Origin of the sequence: Micromonospora sp. NPDC049366 (assembly GCF_044466625.1) — a bacterium.
In the GTDB taxonomy this organism is placed as follows: domain Bacteria; phylum Actinomycetota; class Actinomycetes; order Mycobacteriales; family Micromonosporaceae; genus Micromonospora.
In genome coordinates this window covers 118,506-133,923 of sequence record NZ_JBITMV010000011.1, presented here as the reverse complement: position 1 = coordinate 133,923, position 15,418 = coordinate 118,506, and the positions used below count along the sequence as shown (strand labels likewise).

Here is a 15,418-nt window from a genome sequence, read left to right as displayed (position 1 = left end):
CCCACCGGCACGCCCGCCCCGCCTCGTTCAGTGCTCGTGGTCGAGCCCGTGCTCCGCGCGCAACGCGGTCGCCTCGTCCGGGCGGCCCAGCTCGTCGAGCGCCCTGGCGAGCAGCCAGGCGGCCTGCTGGGCCGGGCCACGGCCGGCGGGCAGCCCGCGCAGCACGTCCCGCAGCACCCGCTCCGCCTCCTCCGGCCGGCCCAGCCGCAGCAGCAACTCGCCGCCGAACACCTCGCTCTGCGCCGCCTCGCCGAACGCCTCGATCGACCGGAGCCGTTCGGGAACCCCGGCCAGCCGGTCCAGCGCCGCGTCCTCCCGGCCGTCGGCAGCCAGCACCCGTGCGCCCGCCTCGGCGGCGAGCGCCAGCTCATACGTCTCCGGCGGCGACAGGTCCGCCCCACCGGCCACGGTCGCCGCGCGACTGTCCAGCACCTCCAGCGTGCGCGCCGCCGCCGTGCCGTCGCCGGACCAGAGCCACGCGTGCACCTCCCGGCGGCGCGCCCGAAGCTCGTCCAGGCGCAGCCCCGCCAGCTCGTACGCCCGCGCGGCCGCCCCGAACCGCTGCGCGGCCAGAGCGTCGCGGTCGGCGTCGTAGAGGATCCCGCCGGCCTCCTCCAGCACCTGGCCCCGGTGCGGCAGGTTGTCGGGCCCGTCGAAGTTGGCGGCGAGCTGGTCGAGCAGCACCAGCGCCGGGTCGATCTCGCCGAGGCGCTGGTAGACGCCGGCGAGCAGGTGGCGACAGCGGTCCGCCTCGGCCTGCGCGCCGAGCCGGTCGAGCCCGAGCACCGCCTCCTCGGCGACCTCGGCCGCCTCGCCCAACCGTCCGGCCACGCGGTACGCGTTCGCCAGCTCCCAGCGCAGGAACGCGTCGCCCTCCGCCCCCTGCTCGACGCAGAGCGTCACCGCCTCGGCGAAGTCGTCCACCGCCTCACCCGCGCGTCCGGCCGCCATCAGCGCCCGGCCCCGCGCCACCCGGACGGGCAGCAGCGCGGCGGTCGGCGCGACGCGCAGCGCCTCGTCGCAGGCGTCGACCGCCTCCTCCGGGTCATCGGTGGCCCGGGCGTACGCCAGGGAGGCCGTCATCAGCAGCTCACCGACGCCCAGCTCCCGGGCCAGCCCACGGGTGTGCCCGGCCGCCGCCCGGAACTCGTCCTCCCGTTCCAGCTCTTCGAGCAGGTGCGTGCGGTGCAGCGCCACGCGCAGTGCCAGGTAGGGGTCGCCGCCGGCGTCGGCCGGCACCCGGTCGAGCGCGGCCAGCGCCTCGGCCCAGCGCTGCCCGTGCACCAGCGCCAACGCGACACGGTCGTGCCCGGCGGCCCGCAGCCGGGCGTCACCGATCGTCTCCAGCGCCTCGGCGGCGGCCGTGACCAGCGCCAACCCCTCCTCGGCGCCCTCGTCGGTCATGCTGAGCAGCACCCCGAGCCGACCGGTCACCACCTGGGCCCGGACCTCGTCGCCCAGCTCGCGGTACGCCGACAGCGCCAGCCGCGCGGTCTCGACCGCGGCCGGGTGGTCGCCGTCGTCGGTCAGCTCGGCCGAGCGCAGCTCCGTCCGGTGCGCGACGGTCGCCGGGGGCAGCTCGGTGCCGGCGAAGCGCTCGTCGTACGCGGCCAGCGCGGCCCGGAACGTGTCCGGGTCGTGCCGTCGCCAGTGGTCCTCGGCGAAGTGCAGCAGGTCGTCGGGGCTCGCGTCGGCGGGCACCTCGACGGGGGCGGGCGGGATCGCAACGGAGTCGTCGACGGGTGCCGCGCCGCCGGCTCCGGCCGACCCGACCGCGACGGTGGCGGGCCGGCGGCGCAGGCTCGCCGAGAGCGGCAGGTGCTCACCGGTCGGTCGGATCGCCAGTCGGGCGGCGACCAGCGCGGACTGATGCCCGGTGCCGTTGCGGGTGTCGAAGCGGACGGCCAGCGCGGTGGCGGTGTCGGCCAGTTCGTCGGCGAGCCGGGCCGCCGGGACGTCGGCAGCCGGTCGGTCGCCCGCCGCCCGCCGGTAGACGGTCATCTCGCCGTCCACCTGTCGGAGCGCGGCGGCCGCGGCGGCGGCGAAGTGCATGGCGGCGGCCGGCGAGGGCGCCCGGTCCAGCCAGTCGAGGTGCCGCTCGACCAGTTCGAGGGCGCGCGCCTCGTTGCCGGTCAACGTGCAGAACTCGATGTGCTGGCCGATGTCCCACAGGTCCGAGAGGTTGCCGCGCTGCCGCCGGTACGCCTCCCGGTGCGCGCCGCGCGCCTCGTCGTGCCGGCCGGTGCGCAGGTACGGCAGGAGCAGCGCGGTCAGGATCGCCTGCGGCTGCTCGTTGCAGCTGAGCCGCCCGGCGAGCACCGGTTCGGCGAGCGTCACCGCCTCGGCGTACGCGTCGGTGTCCGTCAGGTACTGCACCTGGGTGGTCGGGTCGCAGCCGGCGCAGTCGCTGAGGTCGTCGCGCGGGGTGGTCTGCCAGAGCCGGTACCAGTGGGCGGCGGCAGCGGTGTCACCGATGTGGTCGGCGACCCGGAACCGGTGCTTGTGGACGGCCTGGAGGCTGTGCCCGGCGGCTCGGTAGCGCCGTTCCATGTCGTCGAGCACGGCGTACGTGCGGTCGAGCGGCACCTCCGGGAACGTCAGCATCCCGTTGACCATGTATTTGAAGTGCCAGAGGAGCTGCCGGGAGTGCCGCGCGTGGTAGGGCTGCGGATCCCGGTCGAACTCGGAGAGGCACCAGGAGAACGTCACGAAGGACTTGGCCGGCTCGCCACCGTAGATGTAGGCGGTGGTCGCCTGCATCCGGGTGACGAAGGCCAGGTGCCGGTCGTCGGCCGCGTCGACCCGCCGGAGCAGCTGCTCCAGGGCGGCGATCTGCCCGGCGCCGTACGGCATGCCGTTGACCTCGCGCAGCACCCGCCACAGGTCCTCTTCGCTGGTGGTCACCGCTCACTCCTGTCCCGGTACGGCCCGGCCGAGCAGGCCGAGGAAGGAACTGTTCAGCAGCGCGGCGTCGGCCGCGCGGATCGGGTGGTGGCCGAGCAGCAACGCCTGCCCGTAGAGCGCCTCCACGGCGAGCCCGACCAGCTGCGGGTCGGTCAGCGTGGTGACCCGGCGGACCAGCGGGTTGCGGTGGTTGAGCACCAGCTGCGGCCGGTCCGGCGGCGCGGACGCGGCCAGCGCGTCGAGCACACCGCCCCACAGCTCGTCGGCCCGGTCGCGACTGGACGCGAGCTGGTCGTTGAACGCGGCCGAGCGGCTGATCAGGTAGAGCGCGGGCAGCGACACCGGGTCGTACGCGCGGATCACCACCTCGCAGCCGGTGCGCTCCAGGGACCGCTGGGCGGCGGCGAGGAACGGCCGCAGGGCCAGCTCGACCTGCGGGTCGAGGGCGTCGAACCGGGTGGTCAGGTCGCTCGGCTCCAGCCGTTCGATGAGCACCGACCGGTCGATGGTGGGCAGCCGCTCGATCAGCTCGGTGTCGTAGGTGTAGCCGCCGTTGACCACCGCCAGATCCTGCGCCGCCGCCACGGCGGCGAGCTGACGGAACTCGTCGAGGCTGGCCGCGTAGCGGATCAGGCCGTGCCGGGCGCGGAACTCGGCCAGGGTGAGCGTGCCGACGTTGGTGTCCATCGGCCACCACTGGTCGACCAGGCGGAGCATCTCGTCGTCGCGCAGCGCGAGCGCCTTGACCCCGAGGTGGTGCACCTGGAGGAACTCGGCGAGCCGGCGCGGGTCGTGCTTCGCCAGCCGGACCAGCCATCCGCGTACCTGGTCGCCGAGCGCCTCCCGGACTGCGGTGAGCAGGGTGTCCTCGTAGAGGGCCTCCCGACTGGCGGTCGGGCGCAGCTCGCTCGCGTCGACCACGCAGTGTGCGAAGAACGCCCAGTCGGGCAGCAGGCCGTCGGCGTGCTCGGTGAGCAGCATCCGCTTGAGATAGACGCGGTGGCCGGTGCGGGCCGCCGGGTTGACCGGCTCGGGCAGGACGAACGCGACGCCGGTCAACCCCGCCTCCGGCACCGACAGCGGCAGCACGTCGAAGGGGTCGAAGCCGAGCGTCTCCCGCGCGTAGCGGATCAGGGCGGCCCGGTCCACCGGCGCTCCCGGCTCGGTCGGCCACGGTGGCGGCCCGGCGGTGGTGACGACGTCGCCGACGCGCACGGTGACCGGCAGCAGCGAGCCGAAGAGCCGCGCCAGCTCGGTGACGGTGGGGGTGGCGTACCACTGCTCGGCGTCGCGGCGCGGGACCAGCGTCACGGTGGTGCCCGGCTCGCCGCGCTCCTCGCCGGGCGCGGCCGGCTCGACCGCGTAGCGACCGTCGGAGTGGCCGGTCCACCGCACCGTCGGCTGGTCGCCGTGCCGGGTGAGCACCCGGATCTCGTCGGCCACCAGGAAACAGGAGAGCAGGCCGATGCCGAACTGGCCGAGGAACTCGTGCCGGGAGAAGCCCAGGTCGTCGCGCTTGGAGCTGCGGCCGATGGTGGCGAGCAGCTCGTGCACCTGCGCCTCGGTGAGCCCGATCCCGGTGTCGTGCACCCGCAGTGTGCCGTCGCCGGTCAGCTCGGGCGGTTCGACACGGATCAGCGCGGGCGCGTCGGGCTCGGTGGCCCGCCGCGCGGTGATCGCGTCGACCGCGTTCTGGAGCAGCTCGCGGACGTAGACCCGCGGACTGCCGTAGAGATGGTGACTGAGCAGGTCGACCACGCCTCGGAGGTCGACCTGAAAGGTGTGATCCACGAGTGGAAGCTCCCCGGTCCGATGCCGGCGCCAACCGTACCGATGATCACCGACAGCCGCGTCCCCCTTTCATCCGGCGGGGTTGACCCTCGACCGGGTCGAGACCGCACGATCGCCGCCATGCCCGACTCCCGGCTCGGCCGCGACTACCACCTGCTCTGGTCCGCCACCGTCTCCTCCCGCTTCGGCGACGCGTTGCGTACGCCGGCCCTGGCTCTGCTGGCCGCGACGGTGACCCGCGACGCCCGGGTGATCGCCGCGGTCACCGTGGCCGCGCAGGTGCCGCCGCTGCTCCTCGGCCTGCTCGGCGGCGTGTACGCGGACCGCTGGGACCGCCGCCGGACGATGGCCGCGGTGGACGGGCTGCGGGCCGTCGTGGTGGCCGCGCTCGCGGTGGCGATCGCCCTGGACGGGGTGGGCATCGTGACGCTGCTGGTGGCGGCGTTCCTGCTCGCCGCGCTGGGCACTCTCTTCGACGCGGCCTCGTTCGCGCTGCTGCCCGCGCTGGTGCCGCCGGCGGCGCTGCCCCGGGCCAACGGCCGGTTGCAGGCGGGCGCGGCGGTGGCGGGCGGGTTCCTCGGCGCGCCCGCCGCCGGACTGCTGTTCACGGCCGCACCGGCCCTCCCGTTCGCCGCCGACGCCGTGACGTTCGCCGTCGCCGCCGCGCTGGTGCTAGCCGTCTCCACCGCCCCGCGATCGGGCATGTCGCGCCCCGACACGGCGGGCCGTGACCGCACGGTCGGGGCAACGGGTAGCGGGCGCGCGTCCGTGTGGGCGGATGTTCGGGAGGGGCTGCGGTTCGTTCGCGGAGAGCCCACGCTGTTGCGGATCAATCTGCTGACCGCCGCCAGCAACCTGGCGATCAGCGGGCTGCTGGCGGTCCTGGTGCTCTACGCGCTGGACGTGCTGCGGGTGCCGCCGGCCGGCTACGGGCTGTTCGTCGCCGCCGCCGTCCTGGGCGGGGTCGCCGGTGCGCTCGGCTCGGGACGGCTCGCGGCCCGGCTGGGCACGGTGCCCGCCCTGCGTACGGTGCTCGCCGTGCAGACGGGCGCCCTGACCGGGTTCGCGGTGGCCCGGCACCCGCTGCCGGCCGGGCTGGCGCTGGCCGTGTTCGCCGCGGGCACGTCGGTGTGGAACAGCCTCTGGGCGTCGTACGGGCAGCAGCGCGTGCCGGCCCGGCTGCTCGGTCGGGTGGGTTCCGTGCAGCGGATGCTCGGTCTGGTCACCGCGCCCCTCGGCGCCGCGCTCGCCGGACTGGTCGGCGCGGCGTACGGGACGGCACCCGTGGCGGTGGCGGCGGCCGGCACGTTCGGGCTGGTCACCCTCGCGGCGTGGCGGGTGCTGCGACCGGCCGCTCCGGCACCGGACCCCGCTCGCGATGGGACAGCCCGGAGAGACGCAGGGCGATCCGCTGCCGGACCGGCGGCAGGGCGCCGAGCACCCGGAGCAGCACGTCCCGCACCGGTCGACCGGCCGGGGGGCAGGGTGGCCAGCCGGGTGAGCCCGGCGGCGAAGCTCAGGACGTCCTCGGCCATGGGGCGCTGCCGGGCGGCGTACGCGTCGAGGAGTCCGTCCGGTCCTCCGGCGAGCACGTCGGCCAGCGCGGTGCCGGCGGCGACCGCGTCGCAGATCCCCAGGTTCATGCCCTGCCCGCCGGCCGGGCTGTGGACGTGCCCGGCGTCGCCGGCGAGCAGCACCGGCCCGGACCGGAACGTGTCGGCGATCCGGTGGTGCACCCGGAACCGGGAGCCCCAGAGCACCTCGGTCACCCGGTCGGGTCGCCGCGCGGGCCCGCGCTCGTCGAGCAGCGCCTGAAGGTGGGCCAGGTCGGGTTGGGCGGGCGCGGTCGGCACGGCGGCGACCAGACGGACGACTCCGTCCGGCAGCGGCGCCCAGACCAGCGGCCCGGGGCGGGCCAGGAAGAGGGCGGCCTCGTCGCGGGGCAGGGCACTGTGCACCCGGACGTCGGCGAGCACGAACGACTCGACGGCGGTCGGGCCGGCGAAGCCGATGCCGCTCAGCTCGCGGACGGCGCTGTGCAGGCCGTCCGCGCCGACCACGAACCGGGCCCGCACCTCGCCGCGGTCGGTCCCGGCGACGATCCCGTCGGCGGTGCGGGTCAGGCCGGTCAACCGGCACGGCCGCCGCACCCGCACCCCGAGGTCGGCCAGCCGCGCGGTGAGCACCGCCTCGGTGACCGCCTGGGAGACCAGCAGCGCGTAGGGGAACCGGGTCGGCAGCCGGTGGAACGGCACCGCGAGCAGCACCCGGTCCCGGTCCCGCACGGTGAACCGCGGCGCCCGGACGCCCTGGGCGACGAGCGGCGCCGCGGCGTCGATCCGGTCCAGCACCTCCAGGGTGTACGCGTGGACGACCGCCGCGCGGGAGGTCAGCGGGGGCTGTTCCTGCTGGTCGACCACGGTCACGTCGACGCCGCGCCGGGCGAGGGTGAGCGCGGTGGCGAGGCCGGTCGGGCCGCCTCCCACCACGAGGACGTCGGTGCGTTGGGGCAGCATGGCCCACCTCCGAATGCCAACGGCCGTTTGCCAACACTTGTTGGCGCAACGGTAGAGGTGGGCCTCCGTCGATGTCAACGCTTGTTGGCCTACAGTCGTGGGCATGACCGCCGCCGCACCCCGTGCCCGCCGCTCCGACGCCACCCGAGCCGCCATCCTGCGGGCCGCTCGGGAACGATTCGCCGCCGACGGCTACGACCGGGCCACCATCCGCGCCATCGCCGCCGACGCCCGGATCGACCCGTCGATGGTGATGCGCTACTACGGCAGCAAGGAGGGACTGTTCGCGGCGGCGGCCGAGTTCGACCTGCGCCTGCCCGACCTGGCCGACGTGCCGCCGCAGCGGCTGGGGCAGGTGCTGGTGCGGCACTTCCTCGACCGGTGGGAGGGGGACGAGACCCTCGCCGCGCTGCTGCGCGCCGCCAGCACGAATCCCGGCGCCGCCGAGCGGATCCGCGACATCTTCGCCAACCAGCTCACCGACGCGGTGGCCCGGTTCGGCACCGACCCGGCGAGCACCGCGCGGCGGGCCGGGCTGGTGGCCAGTCAGACCCTCGGCCTGGCCTTCGCCCGGTACATCGTCCGGCTGCCGCCGGTGGTGGACATGACACCCGACGAGCTGGTCGCGTGGCTCGCGCCGACCCTCCAGCGCTACCTGACCGGACGACCCCAGGAGTGACGAACGGCGACGGCCCGCCCCCGGGTCGGGGACGGGCCGTCGGAGGCCAACTGTCAGGGGTTCAGCCCGCCGGGCTGGTCACCCTTCACGACGGGGGCCCGCACCAGGTTGCCCCACTCGGTCCACGAGCCGTCGTAGTTGCGCACCTGCGGATAACCGAGCAGGTGGCGCAGCACGAACCAGGTGTGGCTGGACCGCTCCCCGATCCGGCAGTAGGCCACGATGTCGTCGTCCGCCGTCAGCCCGAGCTGGTCGGCGTAGATCGCCCGCAGCTCGTCGGCGGACTTGAACGTGCCGTCCTCGTTGGCCGCCGACTTCCACGGCTTGTTGACCGCGCCGGGGATGTGCCCGCCGCGCAGCGCGCCCTCCTGCGGGTAGTCCGGCATGTGCAGCATCTCGCCCGTGTACTCACCCGGGGACCGCACGTCGACCAGCGGCCGGCCGGCGGCCACGTGCGCCATCACCTGCTCGCGGTAAGCCCGCAGCGGCGCGTCGTCCCGCTGCGGAACCGGGTAGTCGGCCCGCGGCCGGGACACCTTGTCCCGGCTGAGCTCGCGCCCCTCGGCGATCCACTTCTGCCGGCCGCCGTCGAGCAGCCGCACATCCTGGTGGCCGAAGAGCGAGAAGACCCAGAGGGCGTACGCGGCCCACCAGTTGAAGTTGTCGCCGTAGAACACCACCGTGTCGTCGCGGCCGATGCCCTTGGCGGCACACAGCTCGGCGAAGCTCTTGGCGTCGAGGTAGTCCCGGGTCACCTGGTCGTTCAGTTCCAGGTGCCAGTCCACCTTCACGGCACCCGGGATGTGACCGGTGTCGTAGAGCAGGACGTCCTCGTCGGACTCGATGACGACGAGGCCCTCGTCGCCCAGGTGCTCGGCCAGCCACTCGGTCGTGACCAGCCGCTGCGGATCCGCGTACGCCTGCAGGCGCGGATCAGGATCGCTCGGCACAGACATGATCCCCAACCTACGCCGGATCACGGTGACCAACCGGAAAACGTGACCGGCCCCCCATCCGTTGCGGGTTGGGGGGCCGGCTCGACGGACGGTCAGCCAGCCACGGTGGGTCATCCCTCATCCACCTTTCCCCGAATGTCCCCGCGCTCGATCGACGGGGGCAGCGGATGCGATCCGGGCCGGCGGACATCAGGCGATCCCGATTCATCTAACGGGCGGGACCCTCGAAGCGGCTCTTTTCGGTCTTCGCGCCGCCAACCTGCCGGGCTCGGGGAGGGGCGTGGGTCAGTCGCCGACCGGGCCGAGCGCCGGGCGCTTCGCGGTGACGGTGTCGCCGGACGAGCGGCCGGTCAGCCGACGCTTGATCCACGGTGCCAGGTGCTGCCCGGCCCAGCGCAGGTCCGCTGCCCGTGCCGCGAGCCACGGCGACGGTGCCGGGTGCTCCGGCACCAGCAGCCACTCCTCGTCGCAGCCCACCCCGAGTGCGGTCAGCACCTGCCCGGCGACCCGGCGGTGCCCGGCCGGCGAGAGGTGCAGCCGGTCGGTGCTCCACAGCAGCGGGTTGTGGTACGTGTCGTCTGCGTACAGGTCGATGAGGATCGCGCCGTGCCGGTCGGCGATCTCGCCGGCCAACTGGTTGAGCAGGGTGACCCGGGGCACAACGAGCCGCTGGCCGGGCAGGTGCGCCATCACGTCGGCGAAGCGGAACAGGATGACGTCGGCGCCGGTGCCGCGAAGGCGGCCCACCACCTCGTCGAAGCGGGCGACGAACGCGTGCGCGTCGAAGGACCGGCGCAGCACGTCATTGCCGCCGGCCGCGAAGCTGATCAGGTCCGGCTTCATGGCGATCGCCTCGGGCACCTGGTTGGCCACGACGTTCGGGAAGAGCCGGCCACGGATGGCGAGGTTCGCGTACCGGAAGTCGGGGCCCGCCTCGGCGGCGAGCCGGGTGGCGACCAGGTCGGCCCACCCCCGGTAGGTGCCGTTCGGGTAGGGGTCGTCCATTCCCTCGGTGAAGCTGTCTCCGACCGCCACGAAGCTCCGCCAACGCATCGCGCCCCCCTCACCGCTCTTCGTTGCCTGCGGCGACCAGTTTGGCACCGCGAGCCGCACCGGTGGCTCCCTCCGCCGGGCAACGTGGCACAACTCATCGCGGCACGCTACCGGGCGGGCGGCTCGACGATGGGCTTGCGGTACGACCTCCGGGCCACGAACCGCTGAGGCGAGATCGACTCGGCGGGCGGGGGCGCCGAGGGTCAGGCGGCCACCCCGATGATCTGCTCGTCGTTCAGCTCCGCCGGCTCGACGACCTCGCTGATCTTCCGGCCCGTCGCGTCGACCAACACCAGCGCGAACCCGTCGCCCGACTTCACCCGGGCCACCAGCGTCCCGTCCGCCTGGAAGTACGCCTGCCACAGCTCCCGACCGCCGAGCGGCAGCTGGACCTCCTCGCCGGTGCGGGTGTCGAGCACGACGTTGACGCGCAGATCGCGGGCCACATCGCCGCCCGGCTCGTCGGCGCCGCGCCGGAGAAGCGCGATCCGTCCCCCGTCGGGCGAGAGGCTGGCCAGGTCGAGGCTGCCAGGGGCCGCCTCGCCACCCAGCCCGGGAACGGCACGCCGGACCGGGCCGTCGAAGCGGGCGAGCAGCACCTTGCCCGTCGAGCCGTCGGCGTACGCGAAGAACTCGCCGCTCGCGGACCAGACCGGGTGGCACCCCTCGGTGCCGGGCAGCTCGGTGAACTCGTTGCTGCCGACATCCAGAACGCCGACCTGCGTGATGGCGGGCTCGGCAGCGGTGACCACCGCGATCGTGAGCTCGCGCGAGTCCGGTGACCAGGCGGGGTTCCAGCAGGCCGGGTCGACCCCGTCCCGGATCTTCCTCTTGCCGGAGCCGTCCACGTCGGACGTGTAGAGCGCACCGCCCGACACCCAGGCGAGCGTCCGGCCGTTCGGTGCGACCACCATGTTCAGCCTGGTCGCCTCGCGGGGGAGTTCGGTGGACCGTTCCACCTTGCCGCCCGGCCGCCAAGAGTGGACGAAGCCGTGGCGCTCGTCGCCCGGAGAGTCAGCGGCGGTGCCGTAGACGACCCGACCGATGGTCGCGGCGGACGGGTCCGTCGTCACGGTGCTGCTCGTGTTCGGGGCGACCGGCGGCGACATCGACGGGGTGGAGAGCCCCGGCGGGTTGACGTTCGCCGACGGGGAGTCGGCGGGACGCGGGGAGTCGCCGGGGATCGACGGCGCGGTCGCGTCAGGGCGGATGGCGAAGGCGGTGCCGGCCGCCACGCCGACGAGCACGAGCGCCGCGGCCGAGGTCGCGACGACCCGCTGGATGCCGAGCCGGCGGGAGGTCCGCAGGGCGCGGTCCCGCAGGTCGACCGGGGTGACCTCGTCGGCCAGGCCGGCCAGGTCGAGCCGGAGACGGTCGTCGTTCATCGGACGGTTCCTTCCAGGACGTACAGCTCGGCGAGTTCGGGGGCGACGCCGCGCAGCTTGGCCAGGGCCTTGGAGGTCTGGCTCTTGACGGTGCCGACGGTGACCCCGAGCAGTTCGGCGGCCTCTGCCTCGGTCCGGTCCTCGAAGAAGCGCAGCACCAGCACGGCGCGCTGCTTCGGGGAGAGCTTGGCCAGCGCGGCCCGCAGGGTGAGTCGCAGCGTCGTCTGCTGGGCGTGATCGGGAGCCGAGCCTCCTCCGCGCGGCTCGGGCAGCTCGCCCGTCATCGACTCCGCGACCCGGCGGCGACGCCACCAGGAGACCTGGAGGTGGTACATCGTCCTGCGGGTGTACGCCTCGGCGTTGCCGGTGTGGTGCAGACGGCTCCACGAGCGATGCGTCCGGGCCAACGCCGACTGCACGAGATCCTCGGCAAGGTGCTGGTCACCGGTCAGCAGGTAGGCCGAGCGCAGCAGCGCCGGCGTTCGGGTACGGACGAACGAGTCGAACTCACTCAGCTGAGGGTCCACACGAGCCGATCCTTGGAGTTGGTGGTGCACGGCATTCCGATGCCATCCCAGACGTCTGCCCGGCCACCGGTGGTTGCCGCCCGGAACGCCGATCACCGACAGTCTCGGCCGTCGACCTGGCCGAATTGCGTCGCCACCCCGGACAAGCCGGTCGTACGCTGCGCCAATGCTGCTACGGATGTCGACCCTGCTGCTGCGGACCCTGCGCGAGGATCCGGCCGACGCGGAGGTGCCGAGCCATCGGCTGCTCCTGCGCGCCGGTTACATCCGACGCGCCGCGCCGGGCGGCTACACCTGGCTGCCGCTGGGCAAGCTGGTGCTGGACCGGATCACCGAGGTCATCCGCTCGGAGATCACCGCGATCGGCGACCAGGAGGTGCACTTCCCGGCGCTGCTGCCGGCGGAGCCGTATCGGACCAGTGGCCGGTGGACGGAGTACGGCGACGACATCTTCACCCTCGCCGACCGCAAGGGCGCCGAGCACCTGCTCGCCCCGACCCATGAGGAGTTGGCCGCGCTGCTGGTGAAGGACCTCTTCACCTCCTACCGGGACTTCCCGGTGACGTTGTTCCAGGTGCAGACGAAGTTCCGGGACGAGGCCCGGCCGAGGGCCGGCGTGCTGCGCGGGCGGGAGTTCCTGATGAAGGACGCCTACTCGTTCGACCTGGACGAGGCGGGGCTGCAGGCCGCGTACGACCGGCACCGGGGCGCGTACCGGCGGATCTTCGACCGGCTCGGCCTGGACTACACGGTGGTGCGGGCGATGTCCGGCGCGATGGGCGGCTCGGCGTCCGAGGAGTTCCTGGCCGCGACGCCGGTCGGTGAGGACACCTTCGTCGGCTGCACCTCGTGCGACTACGCGGCGAACACGGAGGCGGTGAGCACCCCGACGCCGGCTGCGGCCGACCCGGACGCGCACCCGCCGGTGGAGGTGCACGACACCCCGGACACGCCGACCATCGCCAGCCTGGTGGAGTTGGCCAACACCCGCCGGCTCGGCGGCCGGGACTACTGGACGGCCGGCGACACGCTGAAGAACGTCGTGCTGACCGTACGCCGGCCGGGCGCGGACTTGGCCGAGCCGCTGGTGATCGGCGTACCGGGCGACCGGGAGGTCGACCTGAAGCGAGTCGAGGCGGCGCTCGCCCCGGCGGCGGTGGCCGTCTTCGAGGACTGGGACGCCCACCCGGAGCTGGTACGCGGTTACATCGGTCCGCAGATCATGGCCAAGCTCGGCGTCCGCTACCTGGTCGACCCGCGGGTCGCGCCCGGGTCGGCCTGGCTGACCGGGGCGAACGAGCCGGGCCGGCACGCCACCCACGTGGTCAGCGGTCGGGACTTCACGCCGGACGGCACGATCGAGGCCGCCGACGTCCGGGCCGGCGACCCCTGCCCGTCCTGCTCCTCGGGCGAGCTGACGATCCGGCGGGGCATCGAGGTCGGGCACATCTTCCAGCTCGGCCGCCGCTACACCGACGCGTTCGCGGTGGACGTGCTCGGCCCGGCGGGCAAGCCGGTCCGGCCCACCATGGGCTGCTACGGCATCGGGGTGTCGCGGGCGGTGGCCGCGGTCGCCGAACAGCACCACGACGACCGGGGACTGGTCTGGCCGGCCGCGATCGCGCCGTGCGACGTACACCTGGTGGCGGCCGGCAAGGGGCCGCAGCTGGAAGCGGCGGTCGACCTCGGCGGGCAGCTCGCGGCGGCGGGCCTGCGGGTGCTGGTCGACGACCGCACCGGCGTCTCCGCCGGGGTGAAGTTCGCCGACGCCGAGCTGATCGGCATCCCCCGCACCGTCGTGGTCGGGCGCCGGCTCGCCGAGGGGTACGTCGAGCTGCGCGACCGGGCCACCGGCGAGCGGAGCGAGCTGCCGGTGCCGGAGCTGGTGGACACACTGGTGGGTGACGTCCGCCGGGACCGGGTGTAGCGAGGCCGTCACCGGGTACCGCACCTGGATAACTGTTTGTGTTTTCGGAGGCTCTCATGACCGGTTACCGGGTCGCCGACGTGATGACCAGGCAGGTCGTCTACCTGTCCGCGGACACCACGCTCGACGAAGCAGCGAAGGTGATGAAGGAGGCCGACATCGGCGACGTCGTCGTCACCGACGGCGCCAGCCTCGCCGGCATGCTCACCGACCGGGACATCGTGGTCCGGGCCGTCGCGGAACGCGCCGACCCGGCCAGCACGACGATCGGCGCGATCATCACCCGCGAGGTTGTGATGATCGAGCAGCACGCGACGGCCGGCGAGGCGGCCGCGCTGATGCGGGAACGCGGCATCCGGCGGGTGCTGGTCTGCGACAGCGACCGCAAGCTGGTCGGGATCGTCTCGCTGGGTGACCTGGCGATGCAGCTCGACCCCCAGTCGGCGCTCAGCGAGATCAGCGAACAGGCGCCGACAGTGTGACCGGGGCCCCTGCCGTAACGGTGGGGGCCCCTGATCACCGGCGGTAGCCTTCGAGTCATGTCCGCCATGCCGGCCAGGTTGGCCGAGATCGTCGACGAGTTCGCCGCCGCCCCCCGGGAGGTGGTGCTGGAGATGTTGCTCGAATACGCCGACGTCATCCCACCCCTGCCACCCGACAGCACCGAGCGGGAGGGCATGGAGCAGGTGCCGGAGTGCCAGACCGCGTTCTTCCTGCGTGCCCGGGTGACTCCGGAGAAGACGGTGGAGACGCTCTTCGACTGCCCGCCCGAGGCGCCCACCACCCGGGCGTTCGCCGGCATCCTCGCCGAAGGGCTGGCCGGGGCGAGCGCCGACGAGGTGCTCGCCGTGCCGGACGACCTCTACCAGCGGATGGGGCTCGCCCAGGCGATCAGCCCGCTGCGCGTACGCGGCGGCACCGCGATCCTGGCCCGGCTCAAGCGCCAGGTCCGGGAACAACTGGGCTGAACGGGAAGTTGGCACCGGTCATGGAGATCGAGATCTACGCCGATGTGGTGTGTCCCTGGTGCTACATCGGCAAGCGCCGGCTGGACGAGGCCGTCGCCGCGTACGACGGTGACGTCACCGTCCGCTACCGGCCGTTCCAGCTCGACCCGACGCCGGTGCCCGAGCCGCTGCCGGTGCCGCAGGCCCTGGCCGCGAAGTTCGGCGGCCCCGACACCGCCCGCCAGATGATCGACCGGGTGACCCAGGTGGCCGCGGGCGCGGGTCTCACGCTCGACTACGACCGGGCGCTCGCCGCCAACACCTTCGACGCGCACCGGCTCGTGCGCTACGCGGGTGAGCGCGGCAAGGCCGGCGAGATGCTCGACGCTCTCTACCGGGCACACTTCGTCGACGGGGTCGACGTCGGCTCGCCCGACGCCCTCGCCGGGCTGGCCGAGCAGGTCGGCCTCGACGCCGCCGACGCCCGCCGCTACCTCGACTCCGAGGAGGGCACCAAGGAGCTCGCCGCCGACCTGGCCTCCGCCCACGATCTGGGCGTCAACAGCGTGCCGACCTTCGTGCTCGCCGGCAAGTACGCCGTCCAGGGCGCCCAGGACACCGCGACCCTGCTCGCCGCGTTCGCCGAGGTGGAGCGCCGGGAGTCCGCCGACAACTGAGCCCGACCAGGGCCGGACCGTCGATGCATCGGCGCCGATGATGTTTCATGTGAAAC

At 73.9% G+C, this 15,418-nt stretch carries 11 protein-coding genes and 2 pseudogenes; 6 read left to right on the top strand and 7 right to left on the bottom strand.

The genetic code is table 11. The annotated features are described in order from the left end of the window. Positions 1–27: 27 nt before the first annotated feature. Positions 28–2,904 (bottom strand): hypothetical protein, encoded by a 2,877-nt coding sequence (locus tag ACIBTV_RS17475; protein WP_396705989.1) that lies wholly within the window; start codon positions 2,902–2,904, stop codon positions 28–30. A gap of 3 nt (positions 2,905–2,907) precedes the next feature. Next, the gene (locus ACIBTV_RS17470; protein WP_396705988.1) at positions 2,908–4,695 is read right to left on the bottom strand and encodes an HSP90 family protein; all 1,788 of its coding nucleotides are present in this window, start codon (positions 4,693–4,695) and stop codon (positions 2,908–2,910) included. On the opposite strand from ACIBTV_RS17470, the pseudogene ACIBTV_RS17465 reads away from it, so the two are divergent. Next, positions 4,639–5,973: pseudogene (locus ACIBTV_RS17465) on the top strand (MFS transporter); the annotation flags it as partial. The gene ACIBTV_RS17470 and the pseudogene ACIBTV_RS17465 overlap by 57 nt on opposite strands. 293 nt (positions 5,974–6,266) lie before the next feature. Here the strand turns inward: ACIBTV_RS17465 and ACIBTV_RS17460 are convergent. Beyond that, positions 6,267–7,211: pseudogene (locus ACIBTV_RS17460) on the bottom strand (FAD-dependent oxidoreductase); the annotation flags it as partial. A gap of 103 nt (positions 7,212–7,314) precedes the next feature. Between ACIBTV_RS17460 and ACIBTV_RS17455 the strand changes: the two are divergent. Continuing rightward, complete coding sequence (locus tag ACIBTV_RS17455; protein WP_396705986.1) at positions 7,315–7,890, top strand: TetR family transcriptional regulator; 576 nt, start codon at positions 7,315–7,317, stop codon at positions 7,888–7,890. 53 nt (positions 7,891–7,943) lie between these two features. On the opposite strand, the gene ACIBTV_RS17450 is transcribed toward ACIBTV_RS17455, so the two are convergent. The 4 genes from ACIBTV_RS17450 to ACIBTV_RS17435 form a co-directional block, all read right to left on the bottom strand. Further along, entirely contained in the window at positions 7,944–8,846 is a 903-nt protein-coding gene (locus tag ACIBTV_RS17450) for a sulfurtransferase (protein ID WP_396705984.1), read from the bottom strand. A gap of 285 nt (positions 8,847–9,131) precedes the next feature. Then, complete coding sequence (locus tag ACIBTV_RS17445) at positions 9,132–9,899, bottom strand: SGNH/GDSL hydrolase family protein (RefSeq protein WP_396705982.1); 768 nt, start codon at positions 9,897–9,899, stop codon at positions 9,132–9,134. 203 nt (positions 9,900–10,102) lie between these two features. Further along, positions 10,103–11,284 carry a hypothetical protein gene (locus ACIBTV_RS17440; RefSeq protein ID WP_396705980.1) on the bottom strand — a complete coding sequence of 394 codons (1,182 nt, stop codon included), beginning with the start codon at positions 11,282–11,284 and terminating at the stop codon, positions 10,103–10,105. Next, positions 11,281–11,811 carry a SigE family RNA polymerase sigma factor gene (locus tag ACIBTV_RS17435; protein ID WP_396705978.1) on the bottom strand — a complete coding sequence of 177 codons (531 nt, stop codon included), beginning with the start codon at positions 11,809–11,811 and terminating at the stop codon, positions 11,281–11,283. Before ACIBTV_RS17435 ends, ACIBTV_RS17440 begins: the two co-directional genes overlap by 4 nt. A gap of 166 nt (positions 11,812–11,977) precedes the next feature. Here ACIBTV_RS17435 and ACIBTV_RS17430 point away from each other — a divergent pair, with 166 nt between their 5' ends. Genes ACIBTV_RS17430 through ACIBTV_RS17415 form a run of 4 tightly spaced genes read left to right on the top strand, consistent with a single transcriptional unit; the run spans position 11,978 to position 15,362 of the window. Further along, positions 11,978–13,738 carry a proline--tRNA ligase gene (locus ACIBTV_RS17430; RefSeq protein ID WP_396705976.1) on the top strand — a complete coding sequence of 587 codons (1,761 nt, stop codon included), beginning with the start codon at positions 11,978–11,980 and terminating at the stop codon, positions 13,736–13,738. A gap of 56 nt (positions 13,739–13,794) precedes the next feature. Continuing rightward, positions 13,795–14,220 carry a CBS domain-containing protein gene (locus tag ACIBTV_RS17425; RefSeq protein ID WP_396705974.1) on the top strand — a complete coding sequence of 142 codons (426 nt, stop codon included), beginning with the start codon at positions 13,795–13,797 and terminating at the stop codon, positions 14,218–14,220. 57 nt (positions 14,221–14,277) lie between these two features. Next, positions 14,278–14,706 (top strand): SufE family protein, encoded by a 429-nt coding sequence (locus tag ACIBTV_RS17420; protein WP_396705973.1) that lies wholly within the window; start codon positions 14,278–14,280, stop codon positions 14,704–14,706. A gap of 20 nt (positions 14,707–14,726) precedes the next feature. After that, complete coding sequence (locus ACIBTV_RS17415) at positions 14,727–15,362, top strand: DsbA family protein (RefSeq protein WP_396705971.1); 636 nt, start codon at positions 14,727–14,729, stop codon at positions 15,360–15,362. Positions 15,363–15,418 lie beyond the last annotated feature (56 nt).

What these genes read in the sequence shown, in the direction of transcription:
- ACIBTV_RS17455 (WP_396705986.1), top strand. Translation starts at nt 7,315, where the DNA reads ATGACCGCCGCCGCACCCCGTGCCCGCCGCTCCGACGCCACCCGAGCC.
- ACIBTV_RS17450 (WP_396705984.1), bottom strand. Translation starts at nt 8,846, where the DNA reads ATGTCTGTGCCGAGCGATCCTGATCCGCGCCTGCAGGCGTACGCGGAT.
- ACIBTV_RS17445 (WP_396705982.1), bottom strand. Translation starts at nt 9,899, where the DNA reads ATGCGTTGGCGGAGCTTCGTGGCGGTCGGAGACAGCTTCACCGAGGGA.
- ACIBTV_RS17440 (WP_396705980.1), bottom strand. Translation starts at nt 11,284, where the DNA reads ATGAACGACGACCGTCTCCGGCTCGACCTGGCCGGCCTGGCCGACGAG.
- ACIBTV_RS17430 (WP_396705976.1), top strand. Translation starts at nt 11,978, where the DNA reads ATGCTGCTACGGATGTCGACCCTGCTGCTGCGGACCCTGCGCGAGGAT.
- ACIBTV_RS17425 (WP_396705974.1), top strand. Translation starts at nt 13,795, where the DNA reads ATGACCGGTTACCGGGTCGCCGACGTGATGACCAGGCAGGTCGTCTAC.
- ACIBTV_RS17420 (WP_396705973.1), top strand. Translation starts at nt 14,278, where the DNA reads ATGTCCGCCATGCCGGCCAGGTTGGCCGAGATCGTCGACGAGTTCGCC.
- ACIBTV_RS17415 (WP_396705971.1), top strand. Translation starts at nt 14,727, where the DNA reads ATGGAGATCGAGATCTACGCCGATGTGGTGTGTCCCTGGTGCTACATC.